This is a genomic window from Streptomyces sp. NPDC051738 (genome assembly GCF_044453205.1).
Lineage (GTDB): Bacteria > Actinomycetota > Actinomycetes > Streptomycetales > Streptomycetaceae > Streptomyces.
Genome location: NZ_JBITCM010000005.1, coordinates 283,333 through 303,725, shown reverse-complemented (window position 1 = coordinate 303,725; position 20,393 = coordinate 283,333). Strand labels below are relative to the sequence as shown.

Genomic DNA, 20,393 nt, shown 5'->3' with positions numbered 1-20,393 from the left:
CTCCTCAGATGTCCCAATTGATCTTGCCGTCTTTTTCGAGCTCCCTGAGCCTGGTCAATACGCGCTGGATTCCCGAAATCGTTTTTCCGGCCATTTCGCTGTGCCTGGTTTTCAGGTATTCTTCGATGTCGTCAACACTGTTGTACTTGGGGTGTGGATCCGCCACATCCCGCCCATCCACTTCCTTCTTCTTCTGCACGCCATCGCTGTCCATTCCTGCGATGTATCGCGGAATGGTGTTGGTGAACTTCTGGGTTTCCGTGTTGAGGAACTGGTGAATGCTTTTTTCTCCGGCGGAGTTGATGAGGAGCTGATTATGCTCCTCCGTGGTGGGCAGGGGTATTCCGGAGAATGTTTTTGAATCCTCGGCTTCGTCGATTTTGTCCCAGTGCTTCCTCTCGTCCCCCGGCTCTTTCAGTTTCGTGTAGTAGCCGTATGAGGACGTGATGCTCTCTGGGTAGCCTTCGAGGGTTTCGCCGTTGATGTCCTTGGTGTCATCGTGGATGGTCACCTTGGATTCGTACCATATCGGCTTCTTAGGTCCGATGGCGTCGTAGGCGTCGTCCTCAAGGGCGGCCCTCATCTGAATGTTCACCGACGGGCCTCGCGCAGGAACGAGGTTGTTGTTCGTCGGCATCCCGCCCATGCGGTCCGGGAGTAGATGCATGCGCACCCACTTCGAGTCTTCGGACATGCCGTGCCGTGTGATGTAGTCCCAGCCGTCAGGTTTGCTCCAACTCTGCGGAGCCTTCCCGGTGCCTCTTACCTTCGGGCTCAGGAACCCGGCTTCTATCTTGCTGGCGCGAGCGCTGCCCCAGGTCGGCATGTCCGGCTCCGGAAGGTTGTCCTCCTCTTCGCTCTGTTCATTGTCGTAATCGACTTCGGCTTCCTGCGACGACGTCTCGTCCTGTGATTCATTTTCCTGGTGCAGGTCCTCGAACTGCCTGGTGGGGCTGAGCCCGGCGTAAAGCTCGATTTTGGGGGCGCCAGTGCCGTACAGCCGCTTCAGGCGATACTCCAGACGCATCCTGGTGAGCATGTCCCGGACGTCTTCGTCGGGCATCCCGTGCTTCGTTTTCGCTTTGATGATCGGCCTGATCCTCGCAATGATCAAGGCCAAGCGCTTGGATTTTTCGGTGTCGGAGTCCTCTTCATCCTTCCTTTCATTCTTGGTTTCGAGGCTCTTCGGCCTTCCCGGTGTGTCCTTGTCCTTGCCGGGGTTGGTGCGTGACGGGGTGTTGTCTTTGCCCTTGTTGTCGGTGTCCTTCTTTCCAGGCCCGTCCGGGTCCTTTTTGTTGCTGCTGTCGGTATCGGACTTGTCTTTCTTCGGATCGGGGTCCGGACGCTTTGTGTTGGGGTCCTGCCCCTTGCCCCCGCTGTCCTTGTCGTCCGGGTCCTTCTTCGTGCCGTCCGGCCCGTCCTTCTTGCCCGGGTCCTGCTTGGGCTTCGCCGGTGGAGTCGGCTTGGTGTCCTGCTTGTCCTTGTCCGGCTGCTGGTCCTTGTCCTTCGGATTGCCGTTCTTGTCCTTGGACGTCGGGGGCGTCGGCTTCGTGGACGTGTCGCTCGGGGTGTTGTTCTTCTTGTCGTCGGGCTTGCCGTTGTCCTTACCGGGCTTGTTTGTGGGGCCCTTGGGGTTCGTCGGCGTGGGGGACGGGGCGTCGGTGTCCTTGTCCTTCGGCTTTCCGGGCTTCGTCGTCGCCGGCTTCTTGTCCTGGGGCTTGCCCGGTGCGTCCTTGTCCTTCGGCTTGGCAGGCGCGCCCTGGTCCTTGGGCTTGGCGGGAGCGCCCTGGTCCTTCGGCTTTCCGGGGCCGCCCGTGTCCTTGGGCTTCGTCGGGGGCGTGACCTTGGCCGGGGGCGTCTGCGTCTTTTCGGGAGTCGACGAGGGTTTGTCCTTGTTGGAAGCCGGCGGGTCGCCCCCGCCGTCCTTCCCCTTGTCCGTGCCGCCGCCCTTGTCCTTGCCCAGGTTCGCGGCCACGCCCTTCAACCGCGTGCCCACCTTCGACACGTACTTGCCGATCCCGCTGAGGATCAACTCGTAGGCCATCTCCAACAGGACCACGATGCCTGCCGCGATCGCCTTCGCGAACAGCACCCCCGCACCGCCCTGCCGTACGGACTTGAGCCACGTGATGACCGCGCCGATGGCCTTGAGGATCTCGCCCAGTGAGCCGATCGCGGCCTGGATGGCCTCCAGGATGGCCGCGCCCCAGCCGGCGCCGGGGATCAGCTTCGCCAGGACCTTTGTGATGACGATCTCGCCGATGATGAAGGGGAGTTGGGGGACGATCGCGTCCCACACCTCCTTGGCGATCTTCTCAATGGTCCAGCCGCCCTTCATGAGCTTGTTCCAGACGGCCTCGGTCAGGCCGGTGATCTCCTTGACCTTGTCGTTGAACCACTGCTTCACGGCGCTCTTGACCTCGTTGAAGAGGTGGTTCTTCGCACCGTCGTACGCGGAGTTCTTCGCGCCGCTCAGCCAGCCGCCGGGGTCCGAGAGGATGTCGACCAGGATCATCATGAACTCGCCGAAGGCGGCGATGAACTTCGTCGCGAAGTCGAGGACCGCCTTGAGGGCGTCCTTGCATGCCTTCAGGACGTCGAGAAGCATCTTCTTCAGGACGTTCAGGATGTCGCTGAGAAGCTTCGCGATGGACTCCAGCAGATCCTTCATGATCTGCTTCAGGGCCGCGGCGAGCTGGGTGACGAACGCGAGCGCCGCATTGATCAGGTCCGTGATGAACTTGCGGATACGGCGGGCGATTTCGATGACCGCTTCCACCAAGGACGTGACGAACTCGATCAGGTCCTCGATGAACTTCTTGATCATCTCGACGATGCCCTCGCGGGCCGCGTTGATCCAGCCCTCGACCGTCTCCTTGAACTTCTTCAGGGCCCCGATGATCGCTTCACGGGCGTCCTTGATGATCTTGACGATCTTGTCCCGCAGCGCGATGAACTGTTCCTTGATCCAGTCGAGCGCCTTGGACAGCCAGTTCTTGGAGTCGTCGGTCTTCTCGTCCTTCTTCTTCTCCGCGTCCTCCTCGGCCTTCTCACCCTTGTCCTTGACGTCCTTGTCGCTGGTCTCCTTCTCCTTCTCGACGTCCTTGTCGGTGTCTTCCTCTTCCTTCTTGACGTCTTCCCGGACCTTCTTCTCCCGGTCCGACTTCTTCGTGCCGAGCTTCTTCAGCTCGCCGTCCTGCTCCTTGGTCCAGTCGGAGCGCTGCTTGTCCACGTCCGTCAGGACGCCCTCGCGCTTGCCCGTCTGCTCCTTGGTGTTGGACTGGACTTCCTTGTCGACCTGCCGCTTGTGCTTCTCCTGGGACGTACGGGTGTCCTGGGTCTTCTTCTCCCGGCCCTTGCCCATGTCCTGGCGGCCGTCACTGAGCGCCTTCTTGAACTGCGGCTTACGCTCGTGCTCGGCCACTTCCGAGGCCGCTTCGGGTGGTACGGCACCAGTGCTCGCACCGCCTCCGCCGACGCGCGACTTGCCGCCCTGCTCGGCGGGCACCTTCCCTTCGAGCCGTTCCTTCGGCGCGTCCGGATAGACCTGGTCCTCGCCCATCTTCCGACCGGCGTCGTCGGCCCCGGTCTCGGCGGCCTCCTGGCTCTTGTCGTCGGTGTTGCCGCCCTGTTCCTCGGCCTTGTCGTCGGCCTGGCCCTGCATCTCCACGCCCGGCGCAGTACCGTTCTGCGCCTGCTTCATGGCCTCGTCCTTGGTCGGCATCCCGGCGAACTGCGCGGCGAGATCCTCCGCCGTCACATCGAGGCCGATCAGGTCGCCCGCCCAGCCGAGGGCATAACCCGCCATCATCCCGACCTGGTCGAAGAAGTCGGGCTCCTCCATCTCCTCGGCCTCGATCTTGCCTTCGGGCTTCTTCTCGCCCTTGACCTCGGCCTTCTCGTCCTCGGCGTCCTCGGCGCGCGCGGCCTTGTCCTCGTTGTACTGTGCCGCTTCCTCGGCGTCCGGCTTACCGTGCAGGGTCTTCGGGGCGCCGGTGGGACGGTCCATGGCGGGCGGCTTGGACGACAGCTGCTTGTGTTCCTTGCCGACGTCCTTGTCCACGGCGCCGCCGACGCTGTCCATCGCCTCGACGGCCTGGTGCGGCTTGAGGTTCGACGCGGTGGCAAGGCCCTCCTCTGGAGAGCCCCCGGAGAGGTCCGGCGCCGCCTTGGCCGTCTTCTTCGCCTTGGTCGCGGAGGCCTTGCCTCCACCCGTAGAGCCGCCCTTCGAGGCGCCGCCGCCACCGCCGCCTCCGCCGCGTGCCGGCGCGGGAGCGGACCGGGAGCCGGAGTCGGCCCCGCCCCCGGAGTCGGCCGCGCTGTCCGCCTTGCTCTCCGGCTGCGGTGCCTGCTCCTTGGGCTTCTCCGTCCGCGGTTCCTGGGCCCTCGGGCCCGGCTTCTCCGTACGGGAGGCAGAGCGCGACTCCGTACGTGAGGATGAACTCGCCGTGTCCGAGCCGGAGTTGTCACTGCCCGAAGGCTGGCTGGAGGTCGAGCCGGACGACGGTGTCGTACCCGTATCGGCCGAGCTGTCGGAGTCGGTCGTCCCGCCGCCGGACGCGGACCCGTCCGAAGTGCCGCTCCCGCCCTGGTCCTTGGGTCCCTTCGACTCCTGCGGGCCTGGGGACTCCTCAGCCTTCGCCGCTCCCGTCGCGCCCTCGGCGGAGGCCGTCTTCTCCCCCTCCGCGCCCGTCTTGGCCGTGTCCGACGGGGACTGCGTGGCCGAGGTGTCGGAGCGGGACTGCGCGGAGCCCTTGTCACCGCCCGACGCCTTGTCGCCCGGTCCGCCCGCGGTCGGCGTGCCCTTCTCGTCCTTGGCGGCCTGCTCGGCCGTACCGCCGCCGGTCTCCTTCGAACGGTCCTTGGCCTCCTGCGTGTTGGCCTCGGCCGCGGCCGGACCCGCCTTGGGGTCGTCGCCCAGTTTGGGGTCCTTGGAAGCCACGCCCGGTCCGGGCTTCGGCTCGGACTTCTCCTCGGGGTCGAGCTCGCTCTCCGTACGGCGGCCCTGCTCCGCCGCCTCCTCCTCTGCGCCCGGCACGGGCGGGGAGTCGTCGGTGCCCGGGTCGTCCTTCTCCGCCGCCGCCTCGCGCTCGGCGTCCTCCTCGTCCTCCTGCTGACGCTGTGCCTGCACCTTTTCGGCCCTGGTCGGCGGCGGGGCAGAGAAGGAGGGAGTGGGCGAGGCGGAGTTCCCGGCGGCCTCGTCGATCTGGTCGGAGGTCGGCACGTTCGACACGTCGAGGTCCTGCTCGGGAAGGAAGTCCTCCGGCCTGAGTTTGATGTCCCAGGCGCTCGGCTCCCCGCCGCCGACCTCCACCTCGGAGTCGCCGCCCTGTCCGGGGGACTCCTCCCGCTCCTCCTCGCCCTCCTGGTCCTGGGCGCGGGCCCCGTCCAGCGTGCTGGCACGGCCGGGGAACCCGTCGTCCTTCCCCGTGTCCGTAGCGGTGCCCTCGTCGCGGCCCGGCTCGTCCTTCTTGGCCGCCTCGGTCGCGGCGGCGCTCTCGCGGGCCTTGGCGGCCTCGTCCTCGGCGTCGGCGCGCGGGCCTGCCGCCTCCTCCTGGCCGGCTTCCTTCCTGGCCTTCTCCTCGGCCTGCTTCGCCCCGGCCCGGTCGCCGTCCTTCCCGCCGCCCTGCTTCCCCTTGTCCCCCTTGTCCTGCTGCTGCCCCTGCTGTCCGCTCTTCTCCGCGCCGGACTTCTCGCCCTGCTTCCCGGCGGCCTGCGCTCCGGCATTCCCGCCGGCCGCGGCCTCCTGCTGCCCCGGCTTCTGCTCGGACTGGGCGGCGGGCGAAGTGGGCTGCTCGCCGTCCCCCTTGGGGCTGGACGCGTCCCCGCCCGTCCGCGGGTCGGACTCCTTGTCGTCCTCCGCCTTCCCGGCGTCCGCCCCCGGAGTACCGCCCTGCGGGATCGTGCCGCCCGCGTTCTCCGGCGTACTGCCCGCGGCGGGAGCGGTGTCGCCGGCCCCGGCCCCGTCAACGGACTGCTTCTCCGGGCCGGGAGCGGGCCCCGTCCGCTCGGTGCGCTGCTGCTCCTCCTGGGCGGCCTCCTGCTCCATCTCCCGCTCCGCCTGTACGTCCTCGGCGGTGTCCTCCTCGACCTCCGGGGCGAGGAGGCCCCGCTGGCGGGCGGTGGCCTCACTCTCCGCCTGGCCGTCCTCGGCGATCTCCGTGACGAGGTCCACCACGAAGTCGTGCTCGGAGGTGAGCAGCCGGTGCTCCAGGCGGTCCAGTACGCGCTCCTGGAGCTCCTCCGAGAGCGGGGCCAGGGAGGCGCGGACGCGCTGTGCGCTGTCCGTCGGGTCGGTACGGAGGGACCTGATGACCGTGTTGGCGAGGCGGTCGACCAGCGTGGCGGGGTCGAGGTGTTCGAGCCGATTACGGTCGGCGTGGACGGTGGTGTAGCGCATCCACGCCGGAGTGCTGGCCTCCGGGGCGACCTCGGGTGCCTGCTCGCCGCGCGCCACGGCCTGGGCGGCGTCCTCGGCGGCGCGCTCGGCCGCCTCATGCGGCGCGCTGACCTGACCCAGGTCGCGGCCCGCCGCCAACGCGCCGCTGGCGAACGGGTGTTGGATCGTGTGCAGCAGCTCATGCGCGAGCAGGGCACGGCCCTGCTCCGTGCCCGGCTGGTACTGGCCCTCGCCGAAGAAGATGTCCCGGCCCACCGCGACCGCGTCCGCACCCAGCATGCCGGTGAGAGCGCTCGCGTCGCGGTCGGTGTGCAGGCGTACGGAGCCCAGGTCGTGGCCGAGCTGCTCCTCCAGCTCCCGGCGGACACCGGCATCCAGCGGCTGCCCGGCCCCGCTGACGATGCTCTTCGGCTCGGGTGCACGGTTCTTCGCCGCGCGCTCCTTGCGCTTGCGGCGGCGCTCGGCGGCGGCCTGCTCGGCCGCCTGGGAGTCCTGAGCGGCGGAGTTCGTCATCGCGTCACCTCCCCACGGCCCGAAAGCCCCGCATGCACCGCGCGGGCCAGCTCCTGGCCTAGGCGGCGCGCGGACAACCCGGCGGGCATCGGGGGCAGCCCCGACACCCCGTCCACCGACACGGCACCGTCCGCGGCCAACGGCACCCCGTGTTCCCGCACGAGACGGGTCAGCTCCCGCTCGAACGACGCCGACACACGCCCCGGGTCCACGGACGGGCCGAAGCCGTCCAGGACCAGCTCGCCGATGTCGACGCGGATCTCGCGCGGCTCGGGACGACCGGGCGCGCTCTCCCGGTATGGCCTGTTCACACCCATCCGCGGACCTCCGTCGGCGTCAAGGAGCGTTCCAGCTTGGAGTATTCGGTGCGGGCCGCGGCGAGCATGTGCCGCATCTGCAGCCGGTCGCCCTCCTCGGCGGCGAGGAACGCGCCGGACAGGGCGATGTTGCGGATCGAGCCGCCTGCCACGGTGAGTTGGGCGAGGAGCTCGGGTTCGATGCCCTTCGACGGGGTCTGCGCCGGAAGCACCCGGCGCCAGATCTCCGCACGCTCCTGCTCGGCCGGGAACGGGAAGTCGACGACGAAGCGGATACGGCGCATGAAGGCCGTGTCCAGGGCCTTCTTCATGTTGGTGGTGAGGATGGCGAGGCCCCGGTAGGCCTCCATCCGCATCAGCAGGTAGCTGACCTCGAGGTTGGCGTACCGGTCGTGGCTGTCCTTCACCTCGCTGCGCTTGCCGAAGAGCGCATCGGCCTCGTCGAAGAGCAGGAGTGCGCCGCCGGCTTCGGCGGCGTCGAAGACCTTCCGGAGATTCTTCTCCGTCTCGCCGATGTACTTGCTGACCACCTGGGACAGATCGATGATGAACAGGTCCAGGCCCAGCTCCTTGGCCATAACCTCGGCGGCCAGGGTCTTGCCCGTGCCGGAACCGCCCGCGAACAGTGCGGTGACGCCGAGGCCGCGGCGCAGGGTCGCCGCGAACCCCCACTCCTGGTGCACGGTCGCCCGCTGCCGCACATGCGCGACGATCTCCCGCAGCACACTGGTCTGCCGCTCGTGCAGGACGAGATCGTCCCAGCCCGCCTCGGGCTCGATACGGCGGCCCAGTTCGTCCATCCCGATCCGGGCTTCGTTCAGCCCTGCCCGCCAGGCGAGTCCGGCGGCGTCCAGCTCGTCCTCGCCGGGCAGATCACGGCGTACGGCGGCAGCGGCGGACCGTACGACATGCGGTGGCAGCTGGAACTGTGCGACCAGCGACCGCAGTTCGCCCTCGCCGATGTCGACGACGTCCCGGAACGCGCCCACCCACAGGCCGAGTTGCTCCTCGTCGTCCAGGCGCGGCACGGCCACCCGGTCGCCGTGCGGCCGGTCCGACTGCCGCGGATCGCGGCTCGACACGACGACGGGAACGGCGGCCCCGGTCAGGAACGCGTCGGTGGCCGCGTGCTGGTCGCGGTCGAGCTCGCCGATCTCGACGAGCAGCGCGGCGGGCAGCAGGATCGCCTCGCGCTGCCACAGCCGGGCAAGCCGGTCGCGCTCCGCGGCGTCGGTGGGGATGTCCTCGGCGCTCATCGCGTACAGCCCGAGTCCGGACCGGGCGGCCGCCGCGGCGGCGATGTCCGCCCGGCTGCGCAGATCGCCTCCGACGACCTCCACGAGCAGGGGCGCCTCCGGGCGTCCGGCGGTGGTCCAGCCGGCGGCGACCCGGCTCGCGGCCAGGTCGTACGACGGCGGCAGCTCCTCCGGCACCGACGTGCGGCGCAGTTGGCCGTGCAGCCGGGCGTCCAGGTAGGGCGAGCCGAGCAGGAAGTGCAGGATGCGTTCGTCGAGCCGCAGCCGGGACAGCGTCAGGCGCGACTCGTCGTCCAGCTCCACCATGCGCCAGCGCCGCAGCGGTGCCACGGGGGTCAGGGCGCTCCAGTGCGGTTCGCCGAGTGCGGCCAGGGCCAGTGAGAAGGTGGGGTACGCACGCTCCGGGTCACCGCTCGCGGCGGCGCAGCGGGCGGCGGTCGTGGCGTCCAGTTCGTAGGCCGCAGTGAGGAGTACGAGGTCCCGTTCGAAGGCCGTGAGGCCGAAGCAGGTGACGAGCGCGTCGAGGGGCGCGGTCGCGGGGGCATCCGGGTCCGGTACGTGTTCGACGTCGGCGGCACGACCGCGGGAGCCGTCATCGGGCTCCGCTGCCGTGTCCGTACCGGCGGCCGTGGCCGGTTCGGCCGCGCGCGCCGCGTGGGCGTCGACACGGGCCAGGACGCGCCGGATCTCCACGAGCAGCGTCGGGCTGCCGCCCGGTGCGTTCACGGCACCCGTCCGATGCGTCCCCATGTCCTCACCTGCCCCCGTCGTCCCCATTCCGCCTCAGCTCTCCGCGCCCTCGGGGCCACCCGCCGGGGAGGAGCCCGGTGACGAGTCCGACGAGGAGCCCGAAGAAGACGCGGCACCCGTGCTTCTGGCCGCGCCACGCGCGGACTTGGCCGCCTGCGCCGCCTTGCCGGGCTGGGCTTCCTTCCGGACGCGGGCAGGTACCTTGGCAGGCGCCTTTGCCGCGGTTTTCGCGGGCGCCTTGACCGAAGCCTTCGCCGGCGCCTTCGCGACCGACTTGCCGGGCGCCTTCTCAGACTCCCTCCGGGCCGGTTCTTCCGCCGACGTCCGGCTCTCCGCGGGACCGGACTCGGAAACCGGTGCACCGCTCCCGCTCTCCCGCGACGCCTCCGCCCCGCTGCCCGGCGGCACCGGCGCACCGGGCGCCCCGAAGGGGAGCACCCGCGCCGTGTACCGCTCCACCGGCTTCGCCGGCACCGGCGTCTCGCGGCCCTCGATGAAGACGAGGGCCGCCTGGTAGACCACCGAGAGGGCGTACGGCGTCTGGTGGAGCATCCCCCACAGCTTCGACGTCTCGTCGATGTCCATGACCGTCGGCGTGAACCGCACGCGCTGCGCCGCCTCGGCGAGGTCGCTGCCCACCAGGTAAGGCTTCTCTCCGGCCTGTTCGATGACGTCCTTCGGCAGGATCGGGATCTCGTGCAGGGTGCGCACCACGGCACCGATCAGCCGTTGCCCGACCAGCTCCGACTCCTCGCCGTACGCGCTGATCAGGTAGTGCAGGTCCAGTGCCGCGGCGGGCCGCTTGCGCAGGGTGCCGTCGGTGGCGCGAGTTGGCAGGTCGTTGCCCCGCTGCGAGACGTTGGGCGTGACCTGGTAGCAGAACACCGAGATGGTGGGCTCGGACGGCGGTTCCGTCGGCGGTTTGCCCAGCTCCATCTTGACGGCCTCGTCGAACTCCGGCAGCAGATTGGATGCGATCAACACGGAGAGGGCCTGGGTGACATGCGCGATGGCGAGTGCGTTGCTCATGGCGTCGGTTCCTCGGTTCCTCGGTCTGTCATGTCACTCCCGCCCTCGCGCCAGGTAGTCGGCCAGACTCACGGTCGCCCCGGCGCGCCCCGCCGCGGGCGTGCGCTGTCGGCCGCCGCCGGAGGGCGACGGTCCGGCCGTCACCTCCAGCCGCCCGATCTGCACCTGAACCACCTGCTCCGGTGCCTTGCCGGGCCGCCGGGCCGCGGCCTGCCGTACCGCGTCCCGTGCCGCCGCCGTGTCCGCGGCGCTGGGCCGCAGGGGGGTGGACACGGCGGCGGGCGAAGCGGCGTCCCGGCCCGGGGGGTTGGGCATGGGCGCCGCGCTCTGGGTGGAGTCCCGTTCCTGGCGCCCCCGGCCCACCGCCCGGTGCGCGGCGTCGGGCGTCGGGCGCGGTCCCGTCGCGACCGGTGCGACGGGGCGCAGCAGCGGCGCCTCGGGCAGGGCCCTCGGGGCGGGCCGCGGTGCCGGGTCGGACGGGGCGCGTTCGGTGCGTACGACCGTCCGCTCCAGCTCCGTGTGCGGCCGGGCGGCGTGCGGACCGGGGCGCGGCGCCTGGACCGGCCGTACGTCCGACGGCGGGGTGGAGGGCCACAGCAGGTCGGTCCCGTCGTCCGGGCCCGGTGTCGTGGCCCGGACCGCCTCCACCCGTTCGAACGGGCCGGGCTGCCGGGGCCGTACGCGCACCACGCCCGGGCGCGATCCGGCGGTGGCCGGGGCGTGCCGGGCGATCAGCCGGTCGAGGAAGTCGGGAACCGGCGCCCCTTCGGCGTCAGACATCCGCACACAGCTCCAGGTAGTAGCGGCGCCGCAGCGGGCTGAGCGCCAGGATCTCCGGCTCGCTCCAGCCGTAGGAGGTGGCGAGCAGATGGACGTCGAGCAGCAGGTCCCGGGCCCAGGTGTCCAGTTCGGTCCACAGGTAGGAGGCGATGTCGAGTTCGGCGCGGGTGGCCTCGCCGCACTCGGGGCAGGCGATGTTGAGCGTCACGTCGGCCCCGGGGTCGGCGGCCTCGACGGCCTCGGCGATCCGGCGCTGGACCGGGACGGGCAGGTCATCGGGCCCCGCGTCCGTTCCGTCGCGCACCGCTGAGACGAGGCACCGGGAGAGCAGGGCCGCGCGCGGGTCGGCCGCCCGGGCCGCCGCCGTCAGGTCGGCGACACCGGGCAGCCGGAACACGACGTCCCAGCCGTCCTGCCGGACCCGCACGACGGCCCCGGCGAACGAAGCCGACCCGACAGACGAGGCCGACCCAGCGAACGAAGCGTCCCCGGCGGACGAGTCGCGCCCGCCCACCGAACCGCCCGGCCCACCCGCCGAACCGCCCGCCCCGTCCCCCGACCCGCCCCGCCCGCCCAGCGACCGCGCGAACTCCCCGGCGTCCAGGTCGAACTCCATGTCCTCCCCGCACGCCGAGCACGCCAGCCGCACCTGCATCCGCTCCCCGAACAGGGCGCGGCGCAGCGCGAACAGGTCGGCCTCGCGCTCGCCCACCGGCAGCACCGGCAGGCTCGCGACGTCGACGTCCGGACGGGCCGTGCGGTGCAGCAGCAGGGCGCGCCCAGAAGGTGCCTCGGCGAGGCCCGCCTCCCAGGTGGCCAGCAGCTCGACCGCCCCCGTGATCGCCATCTCGTCCCCCCTCAACTACCTACTGTTCAGGCAGGGTTGAGGAACGACGGCTCCTCCGGCTCAGGTACCTCGTAGTCCCGCTCCCAGCCCTCGCACTCGAGCTTCAGCGACTGGATGGCCACCGCGTTGGCGTTGGCGTCCAGCTCGCCGAGGACCTGGTACTCACTCGGCCAGGTCCGGTACAGCTTGTGCGAGACGGCGACCTGGCCGGCCTCGTTGAGGACCTGGATGACGATGTCCTTGCGGAAGTCCGCGAGGGACACCTCGGAGCCGAGGCCCGCGCCGACCTGCCAGACCTTGTTGGCCCAGCGGTCGAACTCGGGGTCGTGGGTGACTCCGCGCTCCAGGGTGATGCCCTCGAACTCGGAGCGGCCCGGCGACTTGCGGGGCGACGAGGGGTCGCCTCCGTGCCGGTGCTTGACGACTTCCGTCGTCCGCTTCAGCGGACTGATCTTGCTGATGCCGGCGACCGTACGACCGTCCCACAGGACCAGGAACTTGAAGTTCTTGTAGGGGTCGAAGCGATGCGCGTTGACCGTGAACTCAGCCATCGGATTCCTTCAGTTCTCCACGATTCCCGGCGCTTAGAGCGCGAACTGCCCGGACGTCTGCTGGATTTTGACGATCACGAACTCCGCCGGCCTGACCGGTGCGATGCCGACGAGGACGTTGACGATGCCGTTCTCGATGTCCTCGGCGGTCGTCGTGTCGCTGTCGCACTTGACGAAGTACGCCTCGCGCGGGGTGCCGCCCTTGAAGGCGCCCTGACGGAAGAGCGTGTGCAGATACGAGGACGCGGCGAGCCGGATCTGCTGCCACAGGTTCTCGTCGTTGGGCTCGAAGACCACCCACTGCAGGCCCCGCTGGAGGCTCTCCTCGACATGCAGCGCGAGGCGGCGCACGGGCACGTACTTCCACTCGCTGTCGAGCGCGTCCGAGCCCTCCAGCGTGCGCGCGCCCCAGACGACCGGGCCGGTGACCGGGAAGGTGCGCAGGACGTTGACGCCGAGCGGGTTGAGCAGCCCGGCCTCGCGATCGGTGAGGTTGACCGTGAGCGAGTGCACGCCCGCGAGCCGCGCCTCGGTGCCGGCCGGGGCCTTCCACACACCGCGCTCGGAGTCGATGCGCGCGATGACGCCGGCGATCGCGCCGGACGGCGGGAAGGAGCGCAGCCGGCCCGTGAGCGGGTCGGTGAGCTGCAGGTGCGGGAAGTACAGGCCCGCGTGGTTGCCGCGTACGGCGTCGAAGGCGGCGAGCCCGGCCCGTGCGGTGTCGACGCTGACCCAGGTGCTGGGGGCGTCGACGAGCAGGAAGATCCGGCGCTCGGCGGCCAGTCGCTGGGCGGCCGAGATGACGGTGAGCGCGTCCTCGACCTTCTCGTACGCCGCGAGCTCCGGCAGCGCCAGCAGGTTGACGTCGGCGACGCCGCGCAGGGCCTGGATGCCGGTCTTGTCGGCCTCGGAGCCGATGAGGTCGCGCGGGCCCGGTGCCTCGCCGTCCTCGCCGCCCTCCAGCGGGAAGACCGGCGGGTTGACGGAGGCCTCAAGGCCGAGGTCGTTGGCGCACTCTCCGAGGAAGCGGACGATGTCCTCGGGGTCGGTGGAGCCGGCGACGACCTGGATACGGCGTCCGAAGGCGGTGACCTCGGCGCCGGCGAAGGCGTGCTTGCCGGGCGCGTCGGGCAGGGCGCGCAGCTTGCGCTCCAGCAGCAGCGCCAACTCGGCGACGCTGCACGGGGCTTCGCCGTCGCAGTCGGGGTCGTAGAGCTTGAACTCGCGCTCCACCTCACCGATCTTGACGGTCAGGTCGACTTCCAGGTTGGGCAGTTCGTCACCGAAGGGCTTGGAGACGGTGCCGGACGGGTCGGGGCGGCCCTCGCCGACGACCTCGACACGGATCAGCTTCGAGCCCGCGTTGATCACGGTCTGCGCGTAGCGGCCGTGCGAGGGGTCCATCGACAGGCCGGTGAAGCTCTCACGGGCGTCGCCCTTGGCGTCGTAGACGCGCAGATTGAACGTCTCGTCGGGGCACGGTGTGTCGTGGTCGACGGCGACGCGCAGGCCGTTGCCCCAGACGCCGGGCTCCTTGGCGTGCACCTCGAGGACCGGGCCCTCGCTGTGGCCCTCGGTGGACTTGAGGGTGACGCAGGCGGCCTTGCCACTGCCGGCCTTGGCGACGCGGACGATGACCGCGATGGTCCCGCCGTTGCCGAAGAACTGGTGGACGGCGTAGCCGACGGCGCTCTGGGCGCTCAGCCCACCGAAGCGGCGCTCGAACTCCGCGAAGCTGTTGACGCGTACCGGCTCGTTGAGCGGACCACGTCGGGTGTGGCCCACAAAGGCGGTCACAGACGTGGTCAGGGTCGAGATGGTGCGGGTACTGCTGGGAAGTTCCTCTACGTATACGCCGGGATACGTCGGCTTGGCGGCGCTGACCGCGCTCATCGGCATTCCCCCTCCTATCCCTGTCTCGGGTACCGGACAAAGGCACCAAGAGATGGCAGAGGGAGGCATTCCCGACCCGGGGCACGAAAACGCCACTCACACGAGCGACGCGGACACGTGCACCGCACCAGTTCCCCCGTCATCACCGTGGGCGATCGACCGCACGGCTCAAGCAAACGCGCTTGTGACTCCTGATGCTCAAGTGCTCAACCCACCTTCACGTGTTCGAAGTTGACCGAGCAAGGCGCCTTCAGGCCACCCCAGGAGGGGGTTTGGTGAAGACGCCCTCGCGGCATCCACACGTCACGCCTGCGCGCCCCGGCCAGGTGGTTCACAGATTCCGCACGCAAGGGGGGCGCCGCGAACCCCGAGCGGGCCCCCGGACACGCCGAAGGCCTGCTGGCAACACCGTTCGACTGGTCGCACGCCCGTACGCCTCCCCCAGTCGTACACAACGCACCGTGGCTGGTTTTCCAGGGGTGACGCGAATCCACACCTTCGGTGATCGCACTTATAGGGCCGGTGAAATCTCTCGGCCATGTCTTGACATACGGCCGAAATGATTCGTAGCTTGGCCGATCATTTAGATGCGTGAAGTGAGTTCATACATGTGAACCACGGAAACAGGACAGCACCAGAACCACCTGGGATCCACGGAGTGTGCCCATGCTCGAACGCCGACGAAGTCGCCGCCCGGCCGCCCTGCTCGTCGCCGCGGCGCTCGCGTTCGGAACGGCCGCGTGCGGCTCCGGTTCCGGCAGCGCGGGCGGCGACGATCCGAACACCCTGGAGGTGTGGACCCGGAGCAATCCGGACTCCGCCGCCACCTACGACCGGGTCTTCGCCGCCTTCACCAAGAAGACCGGCATCAAGATCGACTACCAGCCGGTCATCAACTTCGACCAGCAGCTCCAGAGCCGGGCGTCCACCAAGGACCTCCCGGACGTCATGATCAACGACACCGCGTTGATGGGCAGCTACCAGAGCCAGGGCCTGCTCAAGCCGATCGACCCCGCCTCGATCGCGGGCGGCGACCAGATCACCGACAAGTCCTGGTCCTCCACGGTGGGCGTCGACGGGAAGCACTACGGCATCCCGTACTCCCGTCAGGCCCAGACCCTGATGATCCGCACGGACTGGCTGAAGAAGCTGGGTCTCAAGGCGCCGACGACCTGGCAGGAGATGCTCTCCGTCGCCAAGGCGTTCGCCACCGAGGACCCGGACGGCGACGGCAAGGCCGACACCTACGGCATCGTCGCGCCGGGCAGCGCCCAGAACGGCTACGCCGCCTGGTGGGGCGCGAGCTTCCTGTGGCAGGGCGGCGCAGAGATCATCGAGTCGGACGGCAGGGGCAAGTACCGCCCGGCCATGGACTCCGCCGCCGCGGTGAACGCCGTGACCTGGATGAAGGACAACCTCTTCTGCGGCGAGAAGGGTGTCCTCCAGCCCGGCGCGATCACCGCCGTCACGTCGACCGCCACCAACTTCCAGGACGGCAACGCCGGGATGTACATGACCGGCCCGTACAACATCACCACCTTCGACGGCACACTCGGCAAGGGCAAGTACGAGGTCGTCCCCGCCCCGGCGGGCCCGGCAGGCGGCGATGTGCTGGCCGACGGCGAGAACGTCTACCTCGGCGCCAAGACCGGCAAGGACAGGCAGGAGCGGGCGCTGGCCGCGTTCCTGGTCTCGCCCGAGGGCCAGAAGATCGCCATGACCAGTGTCGACGGCCACCAGCCCGTCGTCCGCATCCCGGTGAACTCCACCCTGGACGCGGCCAAGGTCCGCGGCGACGCCCGCTGGAGTGTCGTACAGAAGGCCTACGAGGACGCCTCCCAGCAGTTCCCGAACGCGCCGGACTTCGCCCCGATCAAGCAGGACACCGCCGACGCGCTCAACTCGATCTTCACGTACTGCGGCGGTGACGTCCGCTCCCAGCTGGGGGAGCTCAACGAGACCCTCGCCGGTGACCTCAAGGACCAGGACCTGCTGAAATGACCGCTACCGTCCCCGCGCCCGCGGCGCGCAGAGGCCTCGGCAAGAGGGCCTTCGACAAGAAGGCCGTCGTCCCCTGGCTCTTTCTGGCACCCGGTCTGCTGCTCGCCCTCGTCTTCAAGTTCTGGCCGATGGCCAAGGGCGTCTGGCTCAGCTTCTTCGACGTACGGCCCTTCCTCGGCGACCGGTGGATCGGCCTCGACAACTACACCCGGGTCCTGACCGATCACCGCTTCCAGGACGCCATCGGCCACACCCTGGTCCTGGGCATCGGCCAGTCGCTCGGCGCCATCCTGCTCGGCTTCGTCCTCGCCCTGCTGCTGGAGGGCCAGGCCCGCTCGCTGAAGATCATCCGTACCGCGGTCTTCCTGCCCGCCGTCACCGCCACCGCGGTCGTCGGTGAGCTGTGGCGGCTGATGTACTACCCGACCTCCGACGGCCTCCTCAACAGCGGTCTGCACCTGCTCGGGCTCGGCCCCGTCCAGTTCCTCGACAACCCGGGCATCGCGCTGTATTCGACGATGGCCATGGGCATCTGGATCTGGGCCCCGTACAACATGGTGATCATCCTCGCCGGTCTGGCGGGCGTGGACCGCTCGCTGTACGAGGCGGCGGCGATGGACGGCGTCTCGTTCCGGCAGCGCCTTCGGTACGTCACGCTGCCCGCGATCCGTCCGGCGCTGATGATCGTGCTCACGCTCGCCACGATCCGCGGACTGCGCGTGTTCACCGAGGTCTACGTCCTCACCGGCGGCGGCCCCGCCGGGTCCACCGACGTCTGGATGACCCGCGCCTACACCCTCGGCTTCACCCGCAATGACATCGGCGGCGCCTCGGCGGCCTCCGTCGTGCTGCTCTGCGTGACGCTGCTGCTCACCGTCACGATCAACTACCTCCGCAAGAGGGGAGAAGCGCGATGAGCGCCCCCGTCATCGACCCCGTCCGGCCGGCGGCCCCTGACACCCCGGCCGGACGGAGCACCAAGGCACAGCGGACCACCCCGGCCCGCTTCGACACCGCCCTCGGCTGGAACGACAAGCCCGGCCTCGCCTGGGCCCTGCGCATCCTGCTCTGTCTGATCGCCCTCGGCGTCTTCGCGGCGCCGTTCCTGACGATCTTCTCGGGCGCCCTGACCACCAACCCCAGCGGCTCCTCGCTGTCCTTCCTGCCGCACGACAACACGCTGCTGAACTTCAAGGTGGCGGGCGAGCGCGGCATCTGGGACTACTTCGGCAACTCGCTCGTCATCGCGGGCGGCGGGCTGTTGCTCCAGCTCGTGGTGTGCACGCTCGCCGCGTACGCGCTGGCCCGGCACAGGTTCCGCGGCCAGGCGCTGATCATGATGCTGTTCATGATGACGCTGATGCTCCCCGAGGAGGTCATCGCGATCCCCCTGTCGCTGGTCCTCGGCGACGTTCCCGTGGTCCACCTGGACCTCAAGGGCACGGTCTGGGGCGTCATCCTGCCGCTGGGCGCCTGGGGTTTCTCGGTGATGATGCTGACCGAGTTCATGCGGGACATCCCCGACGAGATAGAGGAGGCCGCCCGCCTGGACGGCGTCGGCGAGCTGAGGATGCTGTGGCAGATCGTCCTGCCGCTGTGCAAGCCCGCGCTCGGCGTGGCCGGCGTCCTCGGCTTCATCATGATCTGGGACCAGTACCTGCTGCCCCTGATCGCCTCCAAGGACCCCACCGACTACACGGTCACCGTCGCCCTGTCCATCCTGCGCACCGACCCCGAGGTCGGCTCCGGCGTGGTGCTGGCCGGCGCGGTCATCGCCTTGATACCCAGCCTGATCGTCTATCTGCTCCTCCAGCGCTCGCTGGTCACCGGCATCGCCGCCGGGGCCACCAAGGGCTGAACCAACCCCCCACGTTTGAGGGAGACATGAAGTTCCAAGGAGTGCTGTTCTTCCCGGTGACGCCGTTCGCAGCGGACGGTTCGCTGGACGAGGAACGGCTCGCCCGGCACGTCGAGAACGGCGTCGCGGCCGGTGCGGGCGGCGTGTTCGTCGCCTGCGGCACCGGTGAGTTCCACGCGCTGACGCCCGACGAGATCGAACGGGCCACGCGCGTCGCCGTCGAGACGACCGCCGGACGCGTCCCCGTCCTGGCCGCGGCCGGCGGCCCTCCCCCGGTCGCCCGCGACCAGGCCGCCCGCGTCGGACGCGCCGGCGCCGACGGCATCCTGTTGCTGCCGCCGTACCTGGTGACGGCGCCGCAGCGGGGCCTGGTGCGGTACATCGAGGAGGTCACGGCCGCGACGGACCTGCCGGTGATCTTCTACCAGCGCGGCACCGCCCGCCTCACCGAGACCACCGCGGCCGAGATCGCCGCCCTGCCGAAGGTCGTCGGCCTCAAGGACGGCATCGGCGACATCGAGCGGATGCACCGCATCGTCCGCGCGGTGCGTGCCCTGTCGGGCGGGGCGGACTTCCAGTTCTTCAACGGCCTGCCAACCGCCGAGATGACGGCGCCCGCCTACCAGGGCATCGGCGTCGACCTGTACTCGTCGGCGGTGTTCGCCTTCGCCCCGGAGATCGCGCTCGCCTTCCACCGGGCGCTGGCACGTGGGGACCAGGAGGTGGTGACGACCCTCCTCGACGAGTTCTACGGCCCCCTCGTCGAACTCCGCGACGAGGTCCCCGGGTACGCCGTGGCCCTCGTCAAGGCCGGAGTGACCCTTCGGGGCCTGGACGTCGGCGGCGTACGGGCGCCGCTGCTCGACCCCACGCCGGAGCACATCGCCCGGCTGGCGAAACTCATCGACCACGGCCTGGAGGCGGTCCGCGCATGAGCACCACCGTCGGCACCCGGATCCGCGAACTGATCGTCACCCCGATCGCCTTCCGCGACCCGCCCCTGCTCAACTCGGGCGGCGTCCACGAGCCCCTCGCCCTGCGCATCATCCTGCAACTGGTCCTGGAGGACGGCACGGTGGGCCTCGGCGAGTCCCCCGGAGGCGTCGCCCGGCTGGAGCGGCTTCAGGCCGCCGCGAAGGTGGTCGTGGGCATGGACGTCTTCGACACGACGGCCGTCTCGGCCGCGATCGACGCCGCCCTGCTGCCCACGGTGCCCAGCTCCCACGAGCGCGGCTGGACCACCTCGGCGGTGGAGGTCGCCTGTCTCGACTCCCAGGGCAAGCTGCTCGGCCGTCCGGTCAGCGATCTGCTCGGCGGGAAGGTCCGGGACTCGGTGCCCTTCGCCGCGTACCTCTTCTACAAGTGGGCCGAGCACCCGGCCCTCGACGGCCGCCCGGCGGTCGGCGACGACTGGGGCGAGGCGCTGGATCCCGCCGGGGTCGTCGAGCAGGCCCGGCTGATGCAACAGCGGTACGGGTTCGAGTCGTTCAAGCTCAAGGGCGGCGTGTTCCCGCCCGACGAGGAGATCGCGGCGATCAAGGCGCTGGCGGAGGCCTTCCCCGGGCAGCCGCTGCGCCTGGACCCCAACACGGCCTGGACGGTGGAGACCTCGAAGTACGTCGCACGCGAACTGGACGGCGTGCTGGAGTACCTGGAGGACCCGGCCGAGGGCATCGACGGGATGGCCGAGGTCGCGAAGGACTCGCCGCTCCCCCTCGCCACCAACATGTGTGTGATCGCCTGGGAGCACCTGAAGCCCGGGATCGAGCAGAACGCGATCCAGGTGCTCCTCACCGACCACCACTACTGGGGCGGGCTGCGCCGCACCCGTGAACTGGCCGCCGTCTGCGAGGCGTTCGGCATCGCCCTGTCGATGCACTCCAACTCGCACCTGGGCATCAGCCTCGCGGCGATGACCCATGTGGCGGCGGCCATCCCGAACCTCGACCATTCCTGTGACACGCACTACCCGTGGAACTCGGCGGACGAAGTGATCGTCCCCGGCGTCCTGGAACTGCGCGACGGGGCGGTCGAGGTGCCCACGGGACCGGGCCTCGGCGTGGAGCTCGACCACGACGCCCTCGACCGGCTGCACCGGCTGTACGTCGACTCGGGGATGCGTTCACGCGACGACACCGGGTACATGCGGCGGATCCAGCCGGAGTACGAGCGCCTGCTCCCCCGCTGGTGACCGACTG

At 69.7% G+C, this 20,393-nt stretch carries 13 protein-coding genes; 5 read left to right on the top strand and 8 right to left on the bottom strand.

Annotated features, from left to right (window positions below; all coding sequences use genetic code 11):
- Positions 1-4: 4 nt before the first annotated feature.
- Genes ACIA8X_RS14560 through ACIA8X_RS14525 form a run of 8 tightly spaced genes read right to left on the bottom strand, consistent with a single transcriptional unit; the run spans position 5 to position 14,342 of the window.
- A complete protein-coding gene (locus ACIA8X_RS14560) occupies positions 5-6,913 on the bottom strand; it encodes a DUF4157 domain-containing protein (RefSeq protein WP_399458382.1) in 6,909 nt (2,302 codons plus the stop codon).
- On the bottom strand, positions 6,910-7,230 hold the full coding sequence (locus tag ACIA8X_RS14555) for a hypothetical protein (RefSeq protein ID WP_393445914.1): 321 nt from the start codon (positions 7,228-7,230) through the stop codon (positions 6,910-6,912). Before ACIA8X_RS14555 ends, ACIA8X_RS14560 begins: the two co-directional genes overlap by 4 nt.
- Complete coding sequence (locus ACIA8X_RS14550; RefSeq protein ID WP_399458381.1) at positions 7,221-9,236, bottom strand: ATP-binding protein; 2,016 nt, start codon at positions 9,234-9,236, stop codon at positions 7,221-7,223. Before ACIA8X_RS14550 ends, ACIA8X_RS14555 begins: the two co-directional genes overlap by 10 nt.
- 33 nt (positions 9,237-9,269) lie before the next feature.
- Positions 9,270-10,265, bottom strand: a complete 996-nt coding sequence (locus ACIA8X_RS14545; protein WP_393445918.1) for a DUF4255 domain-containing protein — start codon at positions 10,263-10,265, stop codon at positions 9,270-9,272.
- Positions 10,266-10,298: 33 nt separating this feature from the next.
- Complete coding sequence (locus ACIA8X_RS14540) at positions 10,299-11,045, bottom strand: hypothetical protein (protein WP_399458380.1); 747 nt, start codon at positions 11,043-11,045, stop codon at positions 10,299-10,301.
- On the bottom strand, positions 11,038-11,892 hold the full coding sequence (locus ACIA8X_RS14535; protein WP_399458379.1) for a hypothetical protein: 855 nt from the start codon (positions 11,890-11,892) through the stop codon (positions 11,038-11,040). Before ACIA8X_RS14535 ends, ACIA8X_RS14540 begins: the two co-directional genes overlap by 8 nt.
- A 26-nt stretch (positions 11,893-11,918) precedes the next feature.
- Positions 11,919-12,443, bottom strand: a complete 525-nt coding sequence (locus ACIA8X_RS14530; protein WP_004003113.1) for a phage tail protein — start codon at positions 12,441-12,443, stop codon at positions 11,919-11,921.
- A 33-nt stretch (positions 12,444-12,476) separates the two neighbouring features.
- Complete coding sequence (locus ACIA8X_RS14525) at positions 12,477-14,342, bottom strand: phage tail sheath family protein (protein ID WP_393445924.1); 1,866 nt, start codon at positions 14,340-14,342, stop codon at positions 12,477-12,479.
- 660 nt (positions 14,343-15,002) lie between these two features.
- Here ACIA8X_RS14525 and ACIA8X_RS14520 point away from each other — a divergent pair.
- The 5 genes from ACIA8X_RS14520 to ACIA8X_RS14500 are packed head-to-tail and all read left to right on the top strand — an operon-like array spanning position 15,003 to position 20,386.
- Positions 15,003-16,337 carry an ABC transporter substrate-binding protein gene (locus ACIA8X_RS14520; protein WP_393445926.1) on the top strand — a complete coding sequence of 445 codons (1,335 nt, stop codon included), beginning with the start codon at positions 15,003-15,005 and terminating at the stop codon, positions 16,335-16,337.
- Positions 16,334-17,254 carry a carbohydrate ABC transporter permease gene (locus ACIA8X_RS14515; protein ID WP_393445928.1) on the top strand — a complete coding sequence of 307 codons (921 nt, stop codon included), beginning with the start codon at positions 16,334-16,336 and terminating at the stop codon, positions 17,252-17,254. Before ACIA8X_RS14520 ends, ACIA8X_RS14515 begins: the two co-directional genes overlap by 4 nt.
- A complete protein-coding gene (locus tag ACIA8X_RS14510; RefSeq protein ID WP_393445930.1) occupies positions 17,251-18,195 on the top strand; it encodes a carbohydrate ABC transporter permease in 945 nt (314 codons plus the stop codon). Before ACIA8X_RS14515 ends, ACIA8X_RS14510 begins: the two co-directional genes overlap by 4 nt.
- A gap of 26 nt (positions 18,196-18,221) precedes the next feature.
- Positions 18,222-19,130, top strand: a complete 909-nt coding sequence (locus ACIA8X_RS14505; RefSeq protein WP_399458378.1) for a 5-dehydro-4-deoxyglucarate dehydratase — start codon at positions 18,222-18,224, stop codon at positions 19,128-19,130.
- Complete coding sequence (locus ACIA8X_RS14500; RefSeq protein WP_399458377.1) at positions 19,127-20,386, top strand: glucarate dehydratase family protein; 1,260 nt, start codon at positions 19,127-19,129, stop codon at positions 20,384-20,386. Before ACIA8X_RS14505 ends, ACIA8X_RS14500 begins: the two co-directional genes overlap by 4 nt.
- The last annotated feature ends 7 nt before the right edge of the window (positions 20,387-20,393 follow it).